18 protein-coding genes are annotated in these 15060 nt (G+C 71.6%); 7 read left to right on the forward strand and 11 right to left on the reverse strand.

From position 1 onward, the window contains the following. Window positions 1-46 precede the first annotated feature (46 nt). Complete coding sequence (locus tag ACIGNX_RS04535) at window positions 47-529, reverse strand: MarR family winged helix-turn-helix transcriptional regulator (protein ID WP_396536259.1); 483 nt, start codon at window positions 527-529, stop codon at window positions 47-49. After that, entirely contained in the window at window positions 526-1149 is a 624-nt protein-coding gene (locus ACIGNX_RS04540; RefSeq protein WP_396536261.1) for a DJ-1/PfpI family protein, read from the reverse strand. The genes ACIGNX_RS04535 and ACIGNX_RS04540 overlap by 4 nt, the downstream gene beginning before the upstream one ends. 62 nt (window positions 1150-1211) lie before the next feature. Here ACIGNX_RS04540 and ACIGNX_RS04545 point away from each other — a divergent pair, with 62 nt between their 5' ends. Continuing rightward, complete coding sequence (locus tag ACIGNX_RS04545) at window positions 1212-1985, forward strand: enoyl-CoA hydratase-related protein (protein ID WP_396536263.1); 774 nt, start codon at window positions 1212-1214, stop codon at window positions 1983-1985. 21 nt (window positions 1986-2006) lie between these two features. Here the strand turns inward: ACIGNX_RS04545 and ACIGNX_RS04550 are convergent, their stop codons facing one another. The 3 genes from ACIGNX_RS04550 to ACIGNX_RS04560 are packed head-to-tail and all read right to left on the reverse strand — an operon-like array spanning window position 2007 to window position 2988. Then, window positions 2007-2276 (reverse strand): barstar family protein, encoded by a 270-nt coding sequence (locus tag ACIGNX_RS04550; RefSeq protein ID WP_396536265.1) that lies wholly within the window; start codon window positions 2274-2276, stop codon window positions 2007-2009. Further along, window positions 2273-2740 carry a ribonuclease domain-containing protein gene (locus tag ACIGNX_RS04555; RefSeq protein ID WP_396536267.1) on the reverse strand — a complete coding sequence of 156 codons (468 nt, stop codon included), beginning with the start codon at window positions 2738-2740 and terminating at the stop codon, window positions 2273-2275. The genes ACIGNX_RS04550 and ACIGNX_RS04555 overlap by 4 nt, the downstream gene beginning before the upstream one ends. Window positions 2741-2751: 11 nt before the next feature. After that, window positions 2752-2988, reverse strand: coding sequence for a hypothetical protein (locus tag ACIGNX_RS04560; protein ID WP_396536269.1), 237 nt, complete (start codon window positions 2986-2988; stop codon window positions 2752-2754). Between the two features lie 68 nt (window positions 2989-3056). Here ACIGNX_RS04560 and ACIGNX_RS04565 point away from each other — a divergent pair, with 68 nt between their 5' ends. Further along, complete coding sequence (locus ACIGNX_RS04565; RefSeq protein WP_396536271.1) at window positions 3057-4025, forward strand: zinc-binding dehydrogenase; 969 nt, start codon at window positions 3057-3059, stop codon at window positions 4023-4025. A 130-nt stretch (window positions 4026-4155) separates the two neighbouring features. Beyond that, a complete protein-coding gene (locus ACIGNX_RS04570; protein WP_396536273.1) occupies window positions 4156-5592 on the forward strand; it encodes an amino acid permease in 1437 nt (478 codons plus the stop codon). On the opposite strand, the gene ACIGNX_RS04575 is transcribed toward ACIGNX_RS04570, so the two are convergent. The 3 genes from ACIGNX_RS04575 to ACIGNX_RS04585 form a co-directional block, all read right to left on the reverse strand. Next, on the reverse strand, window positions 5563-7206 hold the full coding sequence (locus tag ACIGNX_RS04575; protein ID WP_396536275.1) for a DUF885 domain-containing protein: 1644 nt from the start codon (window positions 7204-7206) through the stop codon (window positions 5563-5565). The genes ACIGNX_RS04570 and ACIGNX_RS04575 overlap by 30 nt on opposite strands. Before the next feature lie 17 nt (window positions 7207-7223). Then, on the reverse strand, window positions 7224-8261 hold the full coding sequence (locus ACIGNX_RS04580) for an NAD(P)H-dependent flavin oxidoreductase (protein ID WP_396536277.1): 1038 nt from the start codon (window positions 8259-8261) through the stop codon (window positions 7224-7226). Window positions 8262-8451: 190 nt separating this feature from the next. Further along, on the reverse strand, window positions 8452-9957 hold the full coding sequence (locus ACIGNX_RS04585) for a chitinase (RefSeq protein WP_396536279.1): 1506 nt from the start codon (window positions 9955-9957) through the stop codon (window positions 8452-8454). Between the two features lie 108 nt (window positions 9958-10065). Between ACIGNX_RS04585 and ACIGNX_RS04590 the strand changes: the two genes are divergently transcribed. Continuing rightward, window positions 10066-10491 carry a phosphohydrolase gene (locus ACIGNX_RS04590; RefSeq protein ID WP_396536281.1) on the forward strand — a complete coding sequence of 142 codons (426 nt, stop codon included), beginning with the start codon at window positions 10066-10068 and terminating at the stop codon, window positions 10489-10491. 131 nt (window positions 10492-10622) lie between these two features. Then, window positions 10623-10844, forward strand: coding sequence for a hypothetical protein (locus ACIGNX_RS04595; RefSeq protein ID WP_396536283.1), 222 nt, complete (start codon window positions 10623-10625; stop codon window positions 10842-10844). 55 nt (window positions 10845-10899) lie between these two features. Here the strand turns inward: ACIGNX_RS04595 and ACIGNX_RS04600 are convergent, their stop codons facing one another. Both ACIGNX_RS04600 and lepA read right to left on the reverse strand, forming a co-directional pair. Then, a complete protein-coding gene (locus tag ACIGNX_RS04600) occupies window positions 10900-11475 on the reverse strand; it encodes a Uma2 family endonuclease (protein ID WP_396536285.1) in 576 nt (191 codons plus the stop codon). Between the two features lie 116 nt (window positions 11476-11591). Further along, entirely contained in the window at window positions 11592-13439 is a 1848-nt protein-coding gene (lepA, locus tag ACIGNX_RS04605; RefSeq protein ID WP_396536287.1) for a translation elongation factor 4, read from the reverse strand. Window positions 13440-13588: 149 nt separating this feature from the next. On the opposite strand from lepA, the gene ACIGNX_RS04610 reads away from it, so the two are divergent. Together ACIGNX_RS04610 and ACIGNX_RS04615 are read left to right on the forward strand one after the other, a co-directional pair. Continuing rightward, window positions 13589-14023 carry a type II toxin-antitoxin system PemK/MazF family toxin gene (locus tag ACIGNX_RS04610; protein WP_396536289.1) on the forward strand — a complete coding sequence of 145 codons (435 nt, stop codon included), beginning with the start codon at window positions 13589-13591 and terminating at the stop codon, window positions 14021-14023. An 82-nt stretch (window positions 14024-14105) separates the two neighbouring features. After that, entirely contained in the window at window positions 14106-14702 is a 597-nt protein-coding gene (locus tag ACIGNX_RS04615; protein ID WP_396536291.1) for a class I SAM-dependent methyltransferase, read from the forward strand. On the opposite strand, the gene ACIGNX_RS04620 is transcribed toward ACIGNX_RS04615, so the two are convergent. Beyond that, window positions 14679-15047 carry a VOC family protein gene (locus tag ACIGNX_RS04620; protein ID WP_396536293.1) on the reverse strand — a complete coding sequence of 123 codons (369 nt, stop codon included), beginning with the start codon at window positions 15045-15047 and terminating at the stop codon, window positions 14679-14681. The genes ACIGNX_RS04615 and ACIGNX_RS04620 overlap by 24 nt on opposite strands. Window positions 15048-15060 lie beyond the last annotated feature (13 nt).

A 15060-nucleotide genomic window follows, 5' to 3' on the forward strand; every position in this document is an offset into this window, starting at 1 on the left:
ACTCTCGAGACCTGGACGTAGGACTCACGAGACCTGGAGGTACGACTCACGAGGGCTGGGGGGACGACTCACGGGGTGGGGTGGAGTCCAGGGCGGCGACCAGGCGGTCCATCACCTTCAGGGTGGTGCGGAGGTCGTCCAGGTCCACCTGGGCCGAGATGCGGTTGGTGAACGCGTGCTGGGCCTCGGCCAGGCGGGACACGGCTTCGTAACCCGCCGCCGTCGGGCGGAACAGCTTGGCCCGCTTGTGCGCCGGGTTCGGCAGGTACTCGGCCAGGCCCTTCGCCACCAGCAGGTCGGCGATCCGCTGCACGCTCTGCCTGGTCAGGCTCATCTCCCGGGCGATGCCCGACACCGGCAGCGGTTGCCGCAGCACGGCACCCAGCACCTGCCACCACGCGGCCGTCAGCCCCACCGGTTTCGTCATCACCTCCGCCGCCTCCAGGAAGCCGCCGTAGAGCCGGAACGTGCGCATGATGACCTCGGTCAGCACGTCCCCCGCCTCGGTGCGCGGCTCGACCCCGCTCACGAGACGGCGGCCACGAGTTCGCCGAACCACGCCGGGTCACCCGTCCGGTACAGCCCGTACCACGCCTCCAGCACGGCCGGCTCGTACAGGTCCAGCTCCGCGAAGATCTCACGGGCGAACTCCAACGCCGACGCCGCACCGGCCGTGATCAGCCCGTCCGCCCGGACGGCCCGCTCACCGCCGAACCACGACGCGCCGGTGTAGCCGGGCACCGCCGACAGCTCCTCCACCGCGTTGCCGCCGTGCGCCCGCGTGTTCAGCAGGCCCTCCGCCGCCAGCCCCACCGTCGCACCGCAGATCGCCGCCACCGGAACGCCCGCGTCCAGCCACCGCCGCGCCGCCACCGCGAACGCAGCGTTCGCCCCGCTCGCCCACGTCCCCGCACCGGGCAGGACCAGCATCGCGCTGTCCGCCGGGTCCACGTCCGCCAGCACGGTGTCCGGCGTGATCCGCAGCCCGCCGATCGAGGTCACCGGGTCGGGCGTCGCGCCGACCGTGCGCACCCGGTACCGCCCCGGGTTCTTCTGGAACTGCGGGGTGTTGATCTGCGCCGTCGCGTACCCGAACTCCCAGTCGGCCAGCGCGTCGTACACAGCGAGGTGGACCGTCTCCGTCTTCATGACAGCACTCTGTCATTTTGACAGCACACTGTCAAGAAATCCGGGATCGTAGAGTGCCGCCCATGGCAGACGAGCTGGTCCACTACGAGGTGCGGCGTGGCATCGCGACGATCACGCTGGACTCCCCCCACAACCGCAACGCCCTGTCCGCACGGCTGCGCGCCGAGCTGACCGGTCACCTGGAGACCGCCGCGGCCGACGACGCCGTGCGCGTGATCGTGCTGACCCACACCGGACCGGTGTTCTGCTCCGGCATGGACCTCAAGGAAGCCGGCGGCGCGAGCGCCGACCAGCAGGGCGTCAACGAGTTCCCGGCGATCCTGGAACGGCTCTGGACCAGCCCGAAGCCGGTGGTGGCCCGGCTGGCCGGACCGGCCCGCGCGGGTGGCGTCGGCCTCGTCGCGGCGTGCGACGTCGCCATCGCCGTCGACACGGCCACGTTCGCGTTCAGCGAGGTGCGCATCGGCGTGGTGCCCGCGGTGATCTCGGTGACGGTGCTGCCGCGCCTGCTGCCCCGGGCCGCGCACGAGCTGTTCCTGACCGGCGAGACGTTCGCCGCACCCCGGGCCGTCGCCATCGGCCTGATCAACTCCGCCGTGCCCGCCGACGACCTCGACGCCGAGGTCACCCGCTACACCGACATGCTCGCCCTCGGCGCGCCGAACGCCCTGGCCGCCACCAAGCGCATGCTCCAGCAGCCCCGGTCGAGCGACCTGGGCGAGGTGTTCGCCGACATGCTGGCCCTGTCCGCACGGCACTTCGGCGGCCCCGAGGGCCAGGAGGGCATCGCCGCGTTCGTGGGCAAGCGCAAGCCCTCGTGGGTGCCGACGGACTGACCGGCCGGGGGCGGGGACGCCTCAGCCGGTGCGGTCGACGGTCAGCACGCGGTCGCCCAGCTCCGCGGTGCGCGCCGCCGCTTCCGCCACCACGGCCTCCACCTCGGCGTTCCCGCCCTCCCACACCAGCACGTGCTCCCCCTCGGGCAGCCACGACAGGTCGGTCAGGCAGTCGTACAGCGCGTCCAGGTTGCGCCCGGCCCAGGCGGGGAAGCTCAACGCGTCCGCGATGGCGTCGATGGCCGCGCGCTTCGAGTGCGCGCCCCGGCGCACCACGTGTCGGTAGGTCATTTCCTCACGTCCACGACGACGAACGACTCGTAGTGGTCGGCCGTGTAGTACACCTCGTCGGACGACCCCGTGACGAGTCTGCGCGCACCGCGGTCGTCACTGCCCGGTGTCGGCACGGTGTACTCCCGGTAGTAGTCCGCCGGCTTGGCGGGCAGCCGCTTCTCCCGGTTCTGGAACGCCACGCCGTCGTTGCGCGGGTGCGGGAACGGCCCGCCCCTGCCGATCAGCTCCCACGTCGCCCTGACCTGCTCGGGCAGGCTCGACAGCGGCTTCACCGGGAGCCCCGAGGCCGCGCCCGGCACCGAAACCGGCGCGGAAGCCGGGACCGAAGCCGAAGCCGAAGCCGGCACCGAAGCCGGGGCGGGGTCCGACGACGTGCCGCCGAAGTCCTTGGCGAAGTAGCCGACCACGACGAGCGCGATCAGGCCGAGCAGTGCGACGGAGAGCCGCCGGGCGGGAGTCACGGTCGCAGAGCCTACGAAGGCTCACCCGGCCCACCGTCCGGGGGCTGCGCGGCGACCGCGGCCGGCGGCACCTTCGGCACCGGGTTGAACCTGGTCGAGGCGTTGTCCACGACCCGGTCGATCAACCGGGCCAGCCCCAGCGACAACGGCAGCAGCACGCACATGAGCAGCCCGAACTGGAACGGGAACGCGAGCTGCGCCAGCCACAGCTCCACGCCGTCCCACCACTGCCCGAACGCGTCCACCACGCCGTCGAGCCTAGACGGGTGACGCGCTTCACCGCACACGGATCACTACGCATGGGTAAGTTGCCCGCATGTTCGCCGTCTACGCTGCCGAGCCGAGCCCGCAAGACCCGATCGCCGCGCTGCGCGTGGGCGAGCGACCGGAGCCCGAGGTGCCCGAGGGCTGGGTGAAGGTGGCCGTGCGGGCGGCCAGCCTGAACATGCACGACCTGTGGACGCTGCGGGGCGTCGGCATCAAGCCGGAGCAGTTCCCGATGATCCTGGGCTGCGACGGCGCGGGCGTGCTGGAGGACGGCACGGAGGTCGTGCTGCACTCCGTGATCGGCGACCCGGACTGGTCCGGCGACGAGACGCTGGACCCGCGCCGCACCCTGCTCACCGAGAAGCACCAGGGCACGTTCGCCGAGCACGTCGTCGTCCCGAGGCGCAACGTGCTGCCGAAGCCCGCGGGGCTGAGCTTCGCCGAGGCGGCGTGCATGGGCACGGCCTGGCTCACGGCGTACCGGATGCTGTTCGTCAACTCGGGCCTGCGGCCGGGGCAGACCATGCTGGTGCAGGGCGCGTCCGGTGGCGTGTCGACGGCGCTGGTGCAGCTGGGCCGTGCGGCGGGGTTCCGGGTGTGGGTGACCGGCCGCACGGAGGAGAAGCGCGCGTTGGCCGAGACCCTGGGCGCGCACCGGTCGTTCGAGTCGGGCGCGCGCCTGCCTGAACGGGTGGACGCCGTGTTCGAGACCGTCGGCAAGGCCACCTGGTCGCACTCGATGAAGGCGCTCAAGCCGGGTGGGACGCTCGTCATCTCCGGCGCGACCAGCGGTGACGCGTCGGCGGCCGAGCTGCCCCGGCTGTTCTTCCTGCAACTGCGGGTGGTCGGCTCGACCATGGGCACGCGCGAGGAGCTGGCGGACCTGCTCTCGTTCTGCGACCTGACGGGCGTGCGCCCGCAGATCGGCGCGGAACTGCCGTTCGAGCGGGTCGAGGAGGGCCTGCGGGCGATGCTCGACGGCGAGACCGCCGGCAAGATCGTCTTCACCCGGGAGTGAGCGGCAGCCCGTAGTTCAATCGTTCGACAGCACAAAAAGCGCTCACCCGAATGGTGTGATCGAACAAACCGGGTCACGATCGACCGGCGTACGGTTCGCCGCACACCACACCACCGAGGGAGCTGGGCGCATGACGGTGCAGGACGGGTTCGGCCGGGGCAGCGGGGTCTTCCGCCGCAAGCCGATCGAGCAGATCGGTGACGAGAGGACGGGGCTGACCCGCACGCTGGGGCTGTGGCAGCTCACCGCGATCGGCGTCGGCGGCATCATCGGCGCGGGCATCTTCTCGCTGGCGGGCGCCGTGGCGAACAAGACCGCCGGCCCCGCCGTGCTGATCTCGTTCCTCCTCGCGGGCATCGCCAGCGCCGCCGCCGCGTTCTCCTACGCGGAGTTCGCGGGCCTGATCCCCCGGGCCGGCTCGGCCTACACCTACGGCTACGCCGTGCTCGGCGAGATCGTCGGCTGGTTCATCGGCTGGGACCTGCTGCTGGAGTACACCGCGATCGTCGCCGTGGTGGCGATCGGCATCAGCGGCTACTTCAACGAGCTGCTGAACCTGCTCGGCGTCGACCTGCCGGTGTGGATGCTCGGCGCACCCGGCACCGAGGGCCCCGGCGTCGCGGCGGGCAGCTACAAGGTGAACCTGTTCGCCGTGCTGCTGTGCCTGCTGATCGCGTTCGTGCTGAACCTGGGCATGAAGAACGCGGCCCGCTTCGAGACGACCCTGGTGTACCTCAAGGTCGCGGTGGTGCTGCTGGTGATCGTGGTCGGCGCGTTCCACATCAACACCGCCAACTACGACCCGTTCTTCCCGTTCGGCCTCTCCGGCGCGTTCACCGGCGCGGCCACCGTGTTCTTCGCGGTGTTCGGCTACGACGCGATGAGCACCGCCGCCGAGGAGTCCAAGGACTCCCAGAAGCACATGCCGAAGGCGATCGTCTACTCGCTGGCCATCTCGATGGTGCTGTACGTGCTGGCGTGCCTCGTGCTCACCGGCATGGTCAACTACAAGGACGTGGACGCCGAGAGCGCGTTCGCCACGGCGTTCGCCGACATCGGCCTGCCCGCGCTGGGCATCATCATCTCGGTCGGCGCGGTGCTGGGCATCACGACGGTCCTCTTCACGTTCCTGATGGGCGCGGCGCGGGTCGGCTACTCCATGTCCCGCGACGGCCTGCTGCCCCGGTGGTTCGCCAAGACGCACCCGGTCAAGCACGTGCCCACGCGCACCACGTGGGTGCTCGGCGTCGCGTCCGCCGTCATCGCGGGCTTCCTGCCCATCGCCGCGGCCGCGGAGCTGACCAACATCGGCATCCTGCTGGCGTTCGTGGTGGTCTGCGTCGCGGTGATCGTGCTGCGGTACAAGCAGCCGAACCTGCCGCGCACGTTCAAGACGCCGGGCATGCCGGTCGTGCCGATCATCGGCGTGGTGTTCTCGCTGTGGCTGATCACGTTCCTGGCGCCGGAGACCTGGCTGCGCTTCGCGATCTGGTTCGTCCTCGGCCTGGTCGTCTACTTCGCCTACAGCCGGCGCAGGTCAGCCCTCAACCGCCCCGCCGAGGACTGAGCCGCACCACTGGTCGACCACGTCGGCGAGCACGGCCATCGGCAGCGGCCCGCCGCCCAGCACGAGGTCGTGGAACGCCCTGATGTCGAAGCGGTCGCCCAACCGCCGCTCCGCCTCACCGCGCAGGCGCTGGATCTCCAGCCGCCCCACCATGTAGGACAGCGCCTGCGCGGGGTTCTCGGTGTACCGGTCCACCTCGGAGAAGACGTCCACGTCGGGCAGCACGGCGTTGGCGCGCAGGTAGTCCACGGCCTGCTGCCGGGTCCAGCGCATCGCGTGCAGCCCCGTGTCCACGACGAGCCGGGCGGCGCGCAGCGAGTCGCGCGACAGCATGCCCAGCCGTGCCACGTCGTCGCTGTAGAGGCCCATCTCGTCGGCCAGCCGCTCGGCGTAGAGCGCCCAGCCCTCCAGGTACGCCTCGACGGACGCGAACCGGCGCAGCAGCGGCAGGTCCGGCAGCTGCTGGGCGAGCGCGATCTGGAAGTGGTGGCCGGGCACGCCCTCGTGGAACGCGGTGGACTCGGCGCTGAACCGCTCGCGCTGCTCGGCCCGGTGGGTGTTGACGAAGTACGTGCCGGGGCGGGAGCCGTCCATCGCCGGGTCCACGTAGTAGGCCGACGGCGCGTTCGGCGCCTCCGCGCCGGGCACCGCGGCCACCGCGCACCGCCCTCGCGGCACCGCGCCGAACCAGTCCCCCGCCGCCTCCTCCGCCCGGGCGACGGTCTTCGTCGCCAGCGCCACCATGTCGTCCGGGCCGCCCCACCGCAGCCGCGGGTCGGCGAGCAGGCGGGCGCGCACGTCCGCGGCCGTCGTCTGGCCGAACACCCGGCCGCCGACCTCCTCGTACTCGCGGTCCAGCTCCTCGACCAGGCACAGCCCGATCCGGTGCAGCTCCTCGGGCGTGTGGTCGGTCGTGGTGTACGTACGCACCAGGTCGGCGTAGACCAGGTCGCCGTCGGGCAGCCAGCACAGGCCCGGCCGGTCCTCGCCCCGGCCGCGGTCGAGCACCTCGGCGCGCAGGAAGTCCCGGTAGCGCGCGACGGCGGGGCGCACGGCCCCGTCCAGCACCCGTGCGCACCCGTCGGCGAACCGCGTGCCGCTCACGGGCGCGGCGAGCGGGTCGTCCTCCTCGGCCAGGTAGCGGTCGAGGCGGTGGATCGCGGCCCGCACCAGGTGCTCCAGCGGACGGCGGGTGGACTCGCGCTGCCGCCGGGTCAGCGCTTCCAGGTAGGCGGGCAGGGACGACAGCCGGGTCAGGTACGCCTGCGCCGCCCGGTCGTCGGTCGGGCGGATCAGCGGCAGCGTGCCCAGCAGCACGGCCAGCGGCGCGCTGATCCCCTCGGCGTGGGTGTGCTCGACCAGGTGCGAGTCGAGGCGGTGCACCAGGCTCCACGCCTGCTGCGCGACGACCGCGCGAGTCACCGGGTCGTCGTCCTCGGCACGTGTCCGGCGTGCGATGTCCTCGGCACGGGCGCGCAGCACGCGTCCGCCCTCGACGCTCGGGTCGGGCAGCCGGTCGTCCCAGCCCGGGACGCCGAGCAGCGTCGCCATGACGGGATCGGCGTCCAGGACCAGGGTCAGCATCTCGTCGGCGAGCTCGCGCGCGGTGGCCACGCCGACATTCTGTGGTGCTAGGCGGGGGAAAATCGCGTGATCGCCGAGGAAAGGGCCTCGCGCGCCTCGGCGACCAACCGGGCCACCACCTCGGCGGCCGGGGCCGGTCGGACCAGCGGGTAGGTCTGCCCGGCCCACAACGACATCAGCTCGGGGTCGCCGGAGGCCCGCACCGGCCGGGTCAGGTGGTGCACCTCCGGGTAGGCGGCGGGCGCCCGGTCCTGGTTCTCCTCCAGGAACCGGTTCACCAGGCCGCGTGCCGGGCGTCCGCTGAACGCCCTGGTCAACGCCGTGCGGCGGGTTCCTTCGGCGAGGGCCTGGCGGTGGGCCGCCGACGTGCCCGCCTCGGGGGTGGCCAGGAACGCGGTGCCCAGCTGCGCGGCGACCGCGCCGGCCGTGACGACGGCGGCAACGTCCGCGCCGTGCACCAGCCCGCCCGTGGCGATCAGCGGCAGGTCGACCTCGGCGCGCACCAGCCGCAGCGCCGCCAGCACGCCGAACAGGTCGCCGCCGCCGGGCGAGACGCCGTCGTCGACGAACGTGCCGCGGTGGCCGCCTGCGTCGCTGCCCTGCACGCACAGCGCGTCCGCGCCCACCTGGGCGGCCTGCGCGGCCTCGCGCGGTGTGGTGACCGTGACGACGACCGTGGAGCCGGCCGCGTGCAGCCGGTGCACGTCCTCGACCCGGGGCAGGCCGAACGTGAACGACACCACCGGCACGCGCAGCGCCATCACGAGTTCGAGCTTGGCGGCGTAGGAGTCGTCGTCCCACCGCGGTTCGCCCGGTTCGGTCGGCGATTGCGCCCTGACGCGGTCGCGGTAGCCGGACAGGTCGGCGGTGGAACGGGGGCCTGGGACGAACAGGTTCACCCCGAACGGCCGGTCGGTCAGCGCGGTGGTCGCGGCGACCTGCTCGGCGACCGCCTCGACCGACAGGTAGCCGGCGGCCAGGAAGCCGAGGCCGCCCGCGCGGCCCACCTCGGCCACGAGCGCGGGCGTGGACGCCCCGCCGGCCATCGGCGCGGCGATGACGGGCACTTCCAGTCGGTCCAGCATGGCCCGACCCTAACCCCCGGCACCACCGCGGTCACGTAACGGCAGGTCCGGGGGGTCCACCGGCGAAACGCCGCTTCCCGAGCGTTGAACTCGGGGGTCCTGGGCGTAGGACTCACGGGAGCTGGACGTAGGACTCACGCGACGTGGGTGCGGGACTCCCGCGGGAGTCCCGCACCCACGTGCGGTCGGGTCAGGGCAGCGTGTCCAGGTGCGGCGCCACCGTGTTGGCGAACTGCCAGTTGTTGGCCGCGTCCCAGTTGATCGACCACGTCATCGCGCCGCGGATGCCGGGCCAGGTCTGCGAGGGCTTGAACGAACCGCAGTTCGTGCCCTTGGCCAGGCAGCTCAGCGCCGCGTTGACGTTGGCAGGCGACTGGTAGCCGCCGCCCGCGCCCGACGGCGAGGCGGGCAGGCCCAGGCCGACCTGGTCGGGGCGCAGGCCGTTCTGCAGCTGGATGCAGGCCAGGGCGACGAGGAAGTCGACCGTGCCCTGGGAGTAGACCTTCTGGTCGCAGCCCAGCATCGAGCCGGAGTTGTAGAACTGCATGTTGACCACCGTGAGGATGTCCTTCACGGCCAGCGCCAGCTTGAAGTACTCCTGGCCGGTCGACTGCATGTCGATGGTCTGCGGCGCCATCGTGAGCACCTTGCCGCCGGCCGCGTTGATCGCCCGCAGCGCCTGCGCCATGTAGGTCGAGTTGACGCCGTTCTCCAGGTCGATGTCCACGCCGTCGAACCCGTAGTTCGTGATCAGCGTCTTCACGCTGTTGGCGAAGTTGGTCGCCGCCGTGGAGTTGCCGACGCTGATCGTGCCCTTCTCACCGCCGACCGAGATGATCACCTTCTGGCCCCGGGACTGCAGCGTGCGCACGTCGGCCTTGAACTGGGCGTCGGTGTAGCCGCCGAGCTTGCTCGACAGCGTGGGGTCGAGGGTGAACGAGACCGCGCCCGGGGTGGTGGTGGCGTCGGCGAACGCGACGGCCACGATGTCGTAGGTGGTCGGCACGTCGGCGAGCTTGAGCACGCGGGAGCCGTTGTCGAAGTTGTGCCAGTAGCCGGTCAGCACGTGCTTGGGCAGGCCGGGGTTCGGCGGGTTGCTCGTCGTCGTCGTGGTGGTGCTCGTCGTCGTGGTGGTCGTGGTCGTCGTGGTGGTGCTCGTCGACGACGTCGTCGACGACGTGGTGGTCGTGCTCGTCGGCGGGGTGCCGGGGCCGTCCAGGCTCACGTCGTCGGCGTAGAACGTCGGCTGGCCGTACCAGCCGTGCAGGTAGATCGTGACGCTGCTGCTCGCGCCGGTGGTGAAGTCCAGCGAGAGCTGGCTGAAGCCGGTCGAGCCCGGCGTCCACGTGCTCTTGTCGCCGCTGCCGGTCCCCGTCACGCCGAGGTACACGTAGCTGCCCTGCACCCACGCCGACAGCTTGTAGGCGGTGTTGGGCTGCACGGTGATCGTCTGGGAGCACCGCGCGTTGTCCTGACCGGACGGGGTGGCGGCCAGCGCCTGCGTGCCGCTGCGCTTCGTCGTGGTGACCGCCGTCGCACCCGCGGCGCACGTCCACCCGCTCGTGCCGCTCTCGAAGCCGGGGTTGGCGACCAGGTTGGCGGCCGACGCGCTGCCCACGACCACCAGGGTCAGGCCCGCGATGGCCAGCAGACCCGCCAGCACCGCGCCCAGAGCGCGTCTCGTCCTCGGAACCACGTCCACCTCCACGTTCTCGTCGGCGGCCAAAGCCCAGCACAGGTGACGCGGGCCACTCGAAAAATGGACTAGACCACTGCGCTTTGTCAAGGTGTGAACAATGATCCGGTGACGTTCACGGTTGATGACGCGATCCGGATCGCGCGGGCCGCCCACGACGGGCAGGTCGACAAGTCCGGTCAGCCCTACATCGGCCACCCGCTGCGCGTGATGGGACGGGTGTCCGGCGAGCACGCGCGCATGGCGGCCGTGCTGCACGACGTGGTCGAGGACACTTCCGTCACGGCGGACGACCTGCTCGCGGCCGGGTGCCCGCCGCCGGTCGTGGCCACCGTGCTGGCGCTGAGCCACCGCGACGGCGAGTCGCAGGAGGACTACCTGGCCCGCGTGCTGGCCGACCCGGTCGCCGTGGTCGTGAAGCGGGCCGACATCGCCGACAACACCTCGCCGCCGCGGCTCGCCGCGCTCGACCCGGCCACCCGGGAGCGACTGCGGGCGAAGTACTCGAAAGCCCTCGACGTCCTGGGCCGGTGACGCCCGCTTCGCCCCGTCGTCACGTGCCCGTGACAGTTGCGGTGGAGATCACGCCAAAACCGGCCCCACAAGGCCCTGACGTGCGGCATCATGGTAGGTGAACCGATACAGAAGAACGACCGAAAGGCGACATGACCAACGTTCTCGAGACCGTTCGCACGTACTTCGCCACCCGGCGGCAGATCCGCAAGCGCGAAGCGGAACTGAACCGCGAGTTGGCCGCCTACGACACCCCGAGCGCCCGGATGGACATGGAAGCCATCCTGGCCCGACACTCGAGCCACGAGGCGCGTGAGATCGAAGCGATCCTCCGCCGCCACGCGCTCAACGGCATGCTCCGCAACCACAGCTGAGCCGCCGATCCCCTTCGAGGGCCTTCAGGACAGGGGCGTCCTGAGGGCCCTTCCGTCATTCCAAGGGCCGGTCGCGCAAGGTGCCGAGCAGCTCGACCGGGACCACCCGGACCGGGAACGGCAGCACGGCGTCGAACTGGTCCTCCCCCTTCACCTCGGCCACCTGCTCGTAGCGGCCCGCGGCGTCCAGCTCGAACGCGATCAGCTTCGGCTCCCGGGGGTCGATCACCCAGTACGCGGGCACCCCCAGGCGCTCGTAGGCCGCCTTCTTGCTGTTGAAGTCGTTCAGCGCCGTGCTCGGCGAGAGCACTTCCACCGCCAGCAGCGGCGCGACGGGCAGCAGCTTCTCGGTCACGTCCTCCAGGCGGGTCACGAGGAGGTCGGGCTGCAGCTCGTTCGTCGCGGACGTCCGCACCGCGAACGGCGCGGGGAACACGAGCAGGTCATCCGGGCAGGCCTGCTCCATGACCACGACCAGCCTCGCGACCACCCTCTGGTGGCGCGCGCCGGGCGCCGGGCCCACGAGCAGCGTCCCGTCGATGAGTTCGTACCGCCGGCCGTCATCGGGCATCCCCTCCAGGTCTTCGACCGTGTAGGGACGTCCGCCGTGGTCATGCGCCATGACGGTCATGGTTCCCTCCTCCCGGTTGGTGCGCCAACCACGGCAGGGGGAACCGGCGAAGACGGGCTCCGCGCCGACCGGGTCACCCGAAGATGTGCCGGTCGGCCCGGAGTTGGCCGGTGGTCCTACTTCTTGCCCTTGTCCTTGCCGCCGGAGTCGTCGGTGGACAGCGCGGCGACGAAGGCCTCCTGGGGCACCTCGACCCGGCCGACCATCTTCATCCGCTTCTTGCCCTCCTTCTGCTTCTCCAGCAGCTTGCGCTTGCGGGTGATGTCACCGCCGTAGCACTTGGCCAGCACGTCCTTGCGGATCGCGCGGATGGTCTCGCGGGCGATCACGCGCGCGCCGACGGCCGCCTGGATGGGCACCTCGAACTGCTGCCGCGGGATCAGCTCGCGCAGCTTGCTGGCCATCTTCGTGCCGTACCCGTAGGCGTGGTCCTTGTGGACGATCGCGCTGAACGCGTCCACCGGCTCGCCCTGCAGCAGGATGTCGACCTTGACCAGGTCCGCGTCCTGCTCGCCCGCCTCCTCGTAGTCCAGCGAGGCGTAGCCGCGGGTGCGGGACTTCAGCGAGTCGAAGAAGTCGAAGATGATCTCGCCGAGCGGCATGGTGTAGCGCAGCTCGACGCGGTCCTCGGACAGGTAGTCCATGCCGGCGAGCTGGCCGCGCTTGGACTGGCACAGCTCCATGATCGCGCCGATGTAGTCGCTGGGCGCGATGATGGTGCACTTGGTGACCGGCTCGTAGACCTCGGCGCGCTTGCCGTCCGGCCAGTCCGACGGGTTGGTCACGACGTGCTCGGTGCCGTCGTCCATCACCACGCGGTAGACGACGTTCGGCGCGGTGGAGATCAGGTCCAGGTTGAACTCGCGCTCCAGCCGGTCGCGGGTGATCTCCAGGTGCAGCAGGCCGAGGAAGCCGCACCGGAAGCCGAACCCGAGTGCGGCCGACGTCTCCGGCTCGAACGTCAGCGCGGCGTCGTTGAGCTGCAGCTTCTCCAGCGCCTCGCGCAGGATCGGGTAGTCCGAGCCGTCGACCGGGTACAGCCCGGAGTAGACCATGGGCTTGGGCTCGCGGTACCCGGCCAGCGGCTCGGTCGCGCCCTTCTTGTCCCACGTCACGGTGTCGCCGACCTTCGACTGGCGCACGTCCTTCACGCCGGTGATGAGGTAGCCGACCTCGCCGACGCCCAGGCCGCGGCTCGGCTTGGGCTCGGGCGAGATGATGCCGACTTCCAGCAGCTCGTGCGTCGCGCCGGTGGACATCATCTTGATCCGCTCGCGCGGGGTGATCTTGCCGTCGACCACGCGGATGTAGGTCACCACGCCGCGGTAGGTGTCGTACACCGAGTCGAAGATCATCGCGCGGGGCGGTGCGTCGGCGTCGCCGACCGGGGCGGGCACCCGCCGCACGACCTCGTCCAGCAGGTCGCCGACGCCCAGGCCGGTCTTGGCCGAGACGCGCAGCACCTCCTCCGGCTCGCACCCGACGATGTGCGCCAGCTCCTTGGCGTACTTGTCCGGGTCCGCCGCGGGCAGGTCGATCTTGTTCAGCACCGGGATGATGGTGAGGTCGTTCTCCATCGCCAGGTACAGGTTCGCCAGCGTCTGCGCCTCGATGCCCTGGGCCGCGTCGACCAGCAGCACGGTCCCCTCGCACGCCTCCAGGGCGCGGGAGACCTCGTAGGTGAAGTCGACGTGACCGGGCGTGTCGATCATGTGCAGCACGTGGTCCCGGCCCTCGACCTGCCAGGGCAGCCGCACGTTCTGCGCCTTGATCGTGATGCCGCGTTCCCGCTCGATGTCCATGCGGTCGAGGTACTGCGCGCGCATGGCTCGCTCCTCGACCACGCCGGTGAGCTGCAGCATGCGGTCGGCCAGGGTCGACTTGCCGTGGTCGATGTGCGCGATGATGCAGAAGTTCCGGATCAGCTCCGGAGGCGTGAACGTCTGGTCGGCGAACGTGGTCACTCAGGTTCCTCGCACACGAAGGACGGGGGGCCTACACGAACTGGAGCGAACTGGACAAGGCCGGGGGCCCGGTTCAACCAGACAAGCATCTCATGTCGGGCCGCCGTGGCGTCCCGCACCGGCGTGACCGAGGCCATAAGCTGCCCGCCGTGCGTGCGAACGGTGAAGACGCCCGCCCGGCCAAGGGCGCGGTGCGCGAGGTCCACACGGCCGCGGTGGCGGCCACCCTGGAGTACTCACCCGACCTGGACGGCCTGGCCGACCCGGGCGAGGTGGTGTGGGCGTGGGTCCCCTACGAGGAGGACCCGAGCCGGGGCAAGGACCGGCCGCTGCTGGTCGTCGGCCGCCACGGGCGGGCGCTGCTCGGCCTGATGCTGACCAGCAGGACGCCCGACCCGCACGAGGCCGACGACTGCCTCGACCTGGGCCCGGGCCGCTGGGACCGGGACGGCCGGAACTCCTACGTGCGGCTCGACCGGGTGTTCGAGCTGGACGAGGACGACCTCCGCCGGGAGGGCTCGGTGCTGGAGCCGGAGCGGTTCGCGCTGGTCGAGGCCGCGCTGCGGCGGCTCGGCTGGCGCTGAGGCCCGCGGACCGGGGAGGTCCCGGACGCGTCTCGGGGCGATCCCCGATGCCGCCGGGCCGCGTGCCGACGACGCTGGGGGCATGGCGAACAACCTGATGAAGGCGCTGGACGCGGCGTTCGGGCACCCGCGCGGCAAGGTCGGCGAGCTGGGCGGCCGGGTCATGGCCGTGCTGAACGCCAAGGTGGAGGAGGACGCCGTCGAGGCGGCCGCGCCGACGCCGGAGGAGGTCGTGCTGGTGCTCGGCCCCGGTCCGGGCGTGGGTCTCAAGCTCGCCGGCGAGCGCGCGCTCAAGGCCATCGGCGTGGACCCGTCGCAGGTCATGCTGGACGAGGCCCGCACGCGGTGCGCGGAGCTGATCGTGGCCGGCCGCGTCGAGCTGCGCGAGGGCGCGGCCACGCGGACCGGTCAGCCCGAGGGCTCGGTGGACGTCGTGGTCTCGGTGAACAACCTCCCGCTGTGGGGCAACCGGCCGGCCGCGTTCCACGAGCTGTTCCGGGTGCTGCGGCCCGGCGGCAGGCTGGTCGTCTCGGTGAACCGGCGGTCGCTGGACACCTCCGAGTACGACCTGATCCGGGAGGCCGAGGCGGCCGGGTTCACCGGGGTGCGCACGTCCCTGCACCAGTACGGCGGCGTGGTCGGGCCCGCGGTGCGGCTACTGGCGGACGTCCCGGCGTAGCGGGTGGTCGGCGGGGACCTCCACGAGCGCGATCAGCCTGCCGTCCGGGTCGGCGACCCACATCTCGTCCAGGCCCCACGCCTCCCGCCGGACGGGCCGCACGACGTGGGCGGCGAGCTCCTCGGCGGCCCGCCGCAGGTCGCGCACCTGCAACCACAGCCGCGTGGCGCCGGTCGGGTCCTCGGCGGCGGAGCCGGAGACCTCCAGGAACCCCTGGCCGAGGAAGAACACCGTGCCGCCGGGGAACTCCCGGTGGACCGCCAGGCCCAGCACGTCGCGGTAGAACGCCCGGGCGCGCTCCGGGTCTCGGGAGCGGACGAGGACGCGGCTGCTCAGGATCTCCACGACGTCCAGGCGA

Source organism: Actinosynnema sp. NPDC053489, from assembly GCF_044544865.1.
GTDB lineage: Bacteria > Actinomycetota > Actinomycetes > Mycobacteriales > Pseudonocardiaceae > Actinosynnema.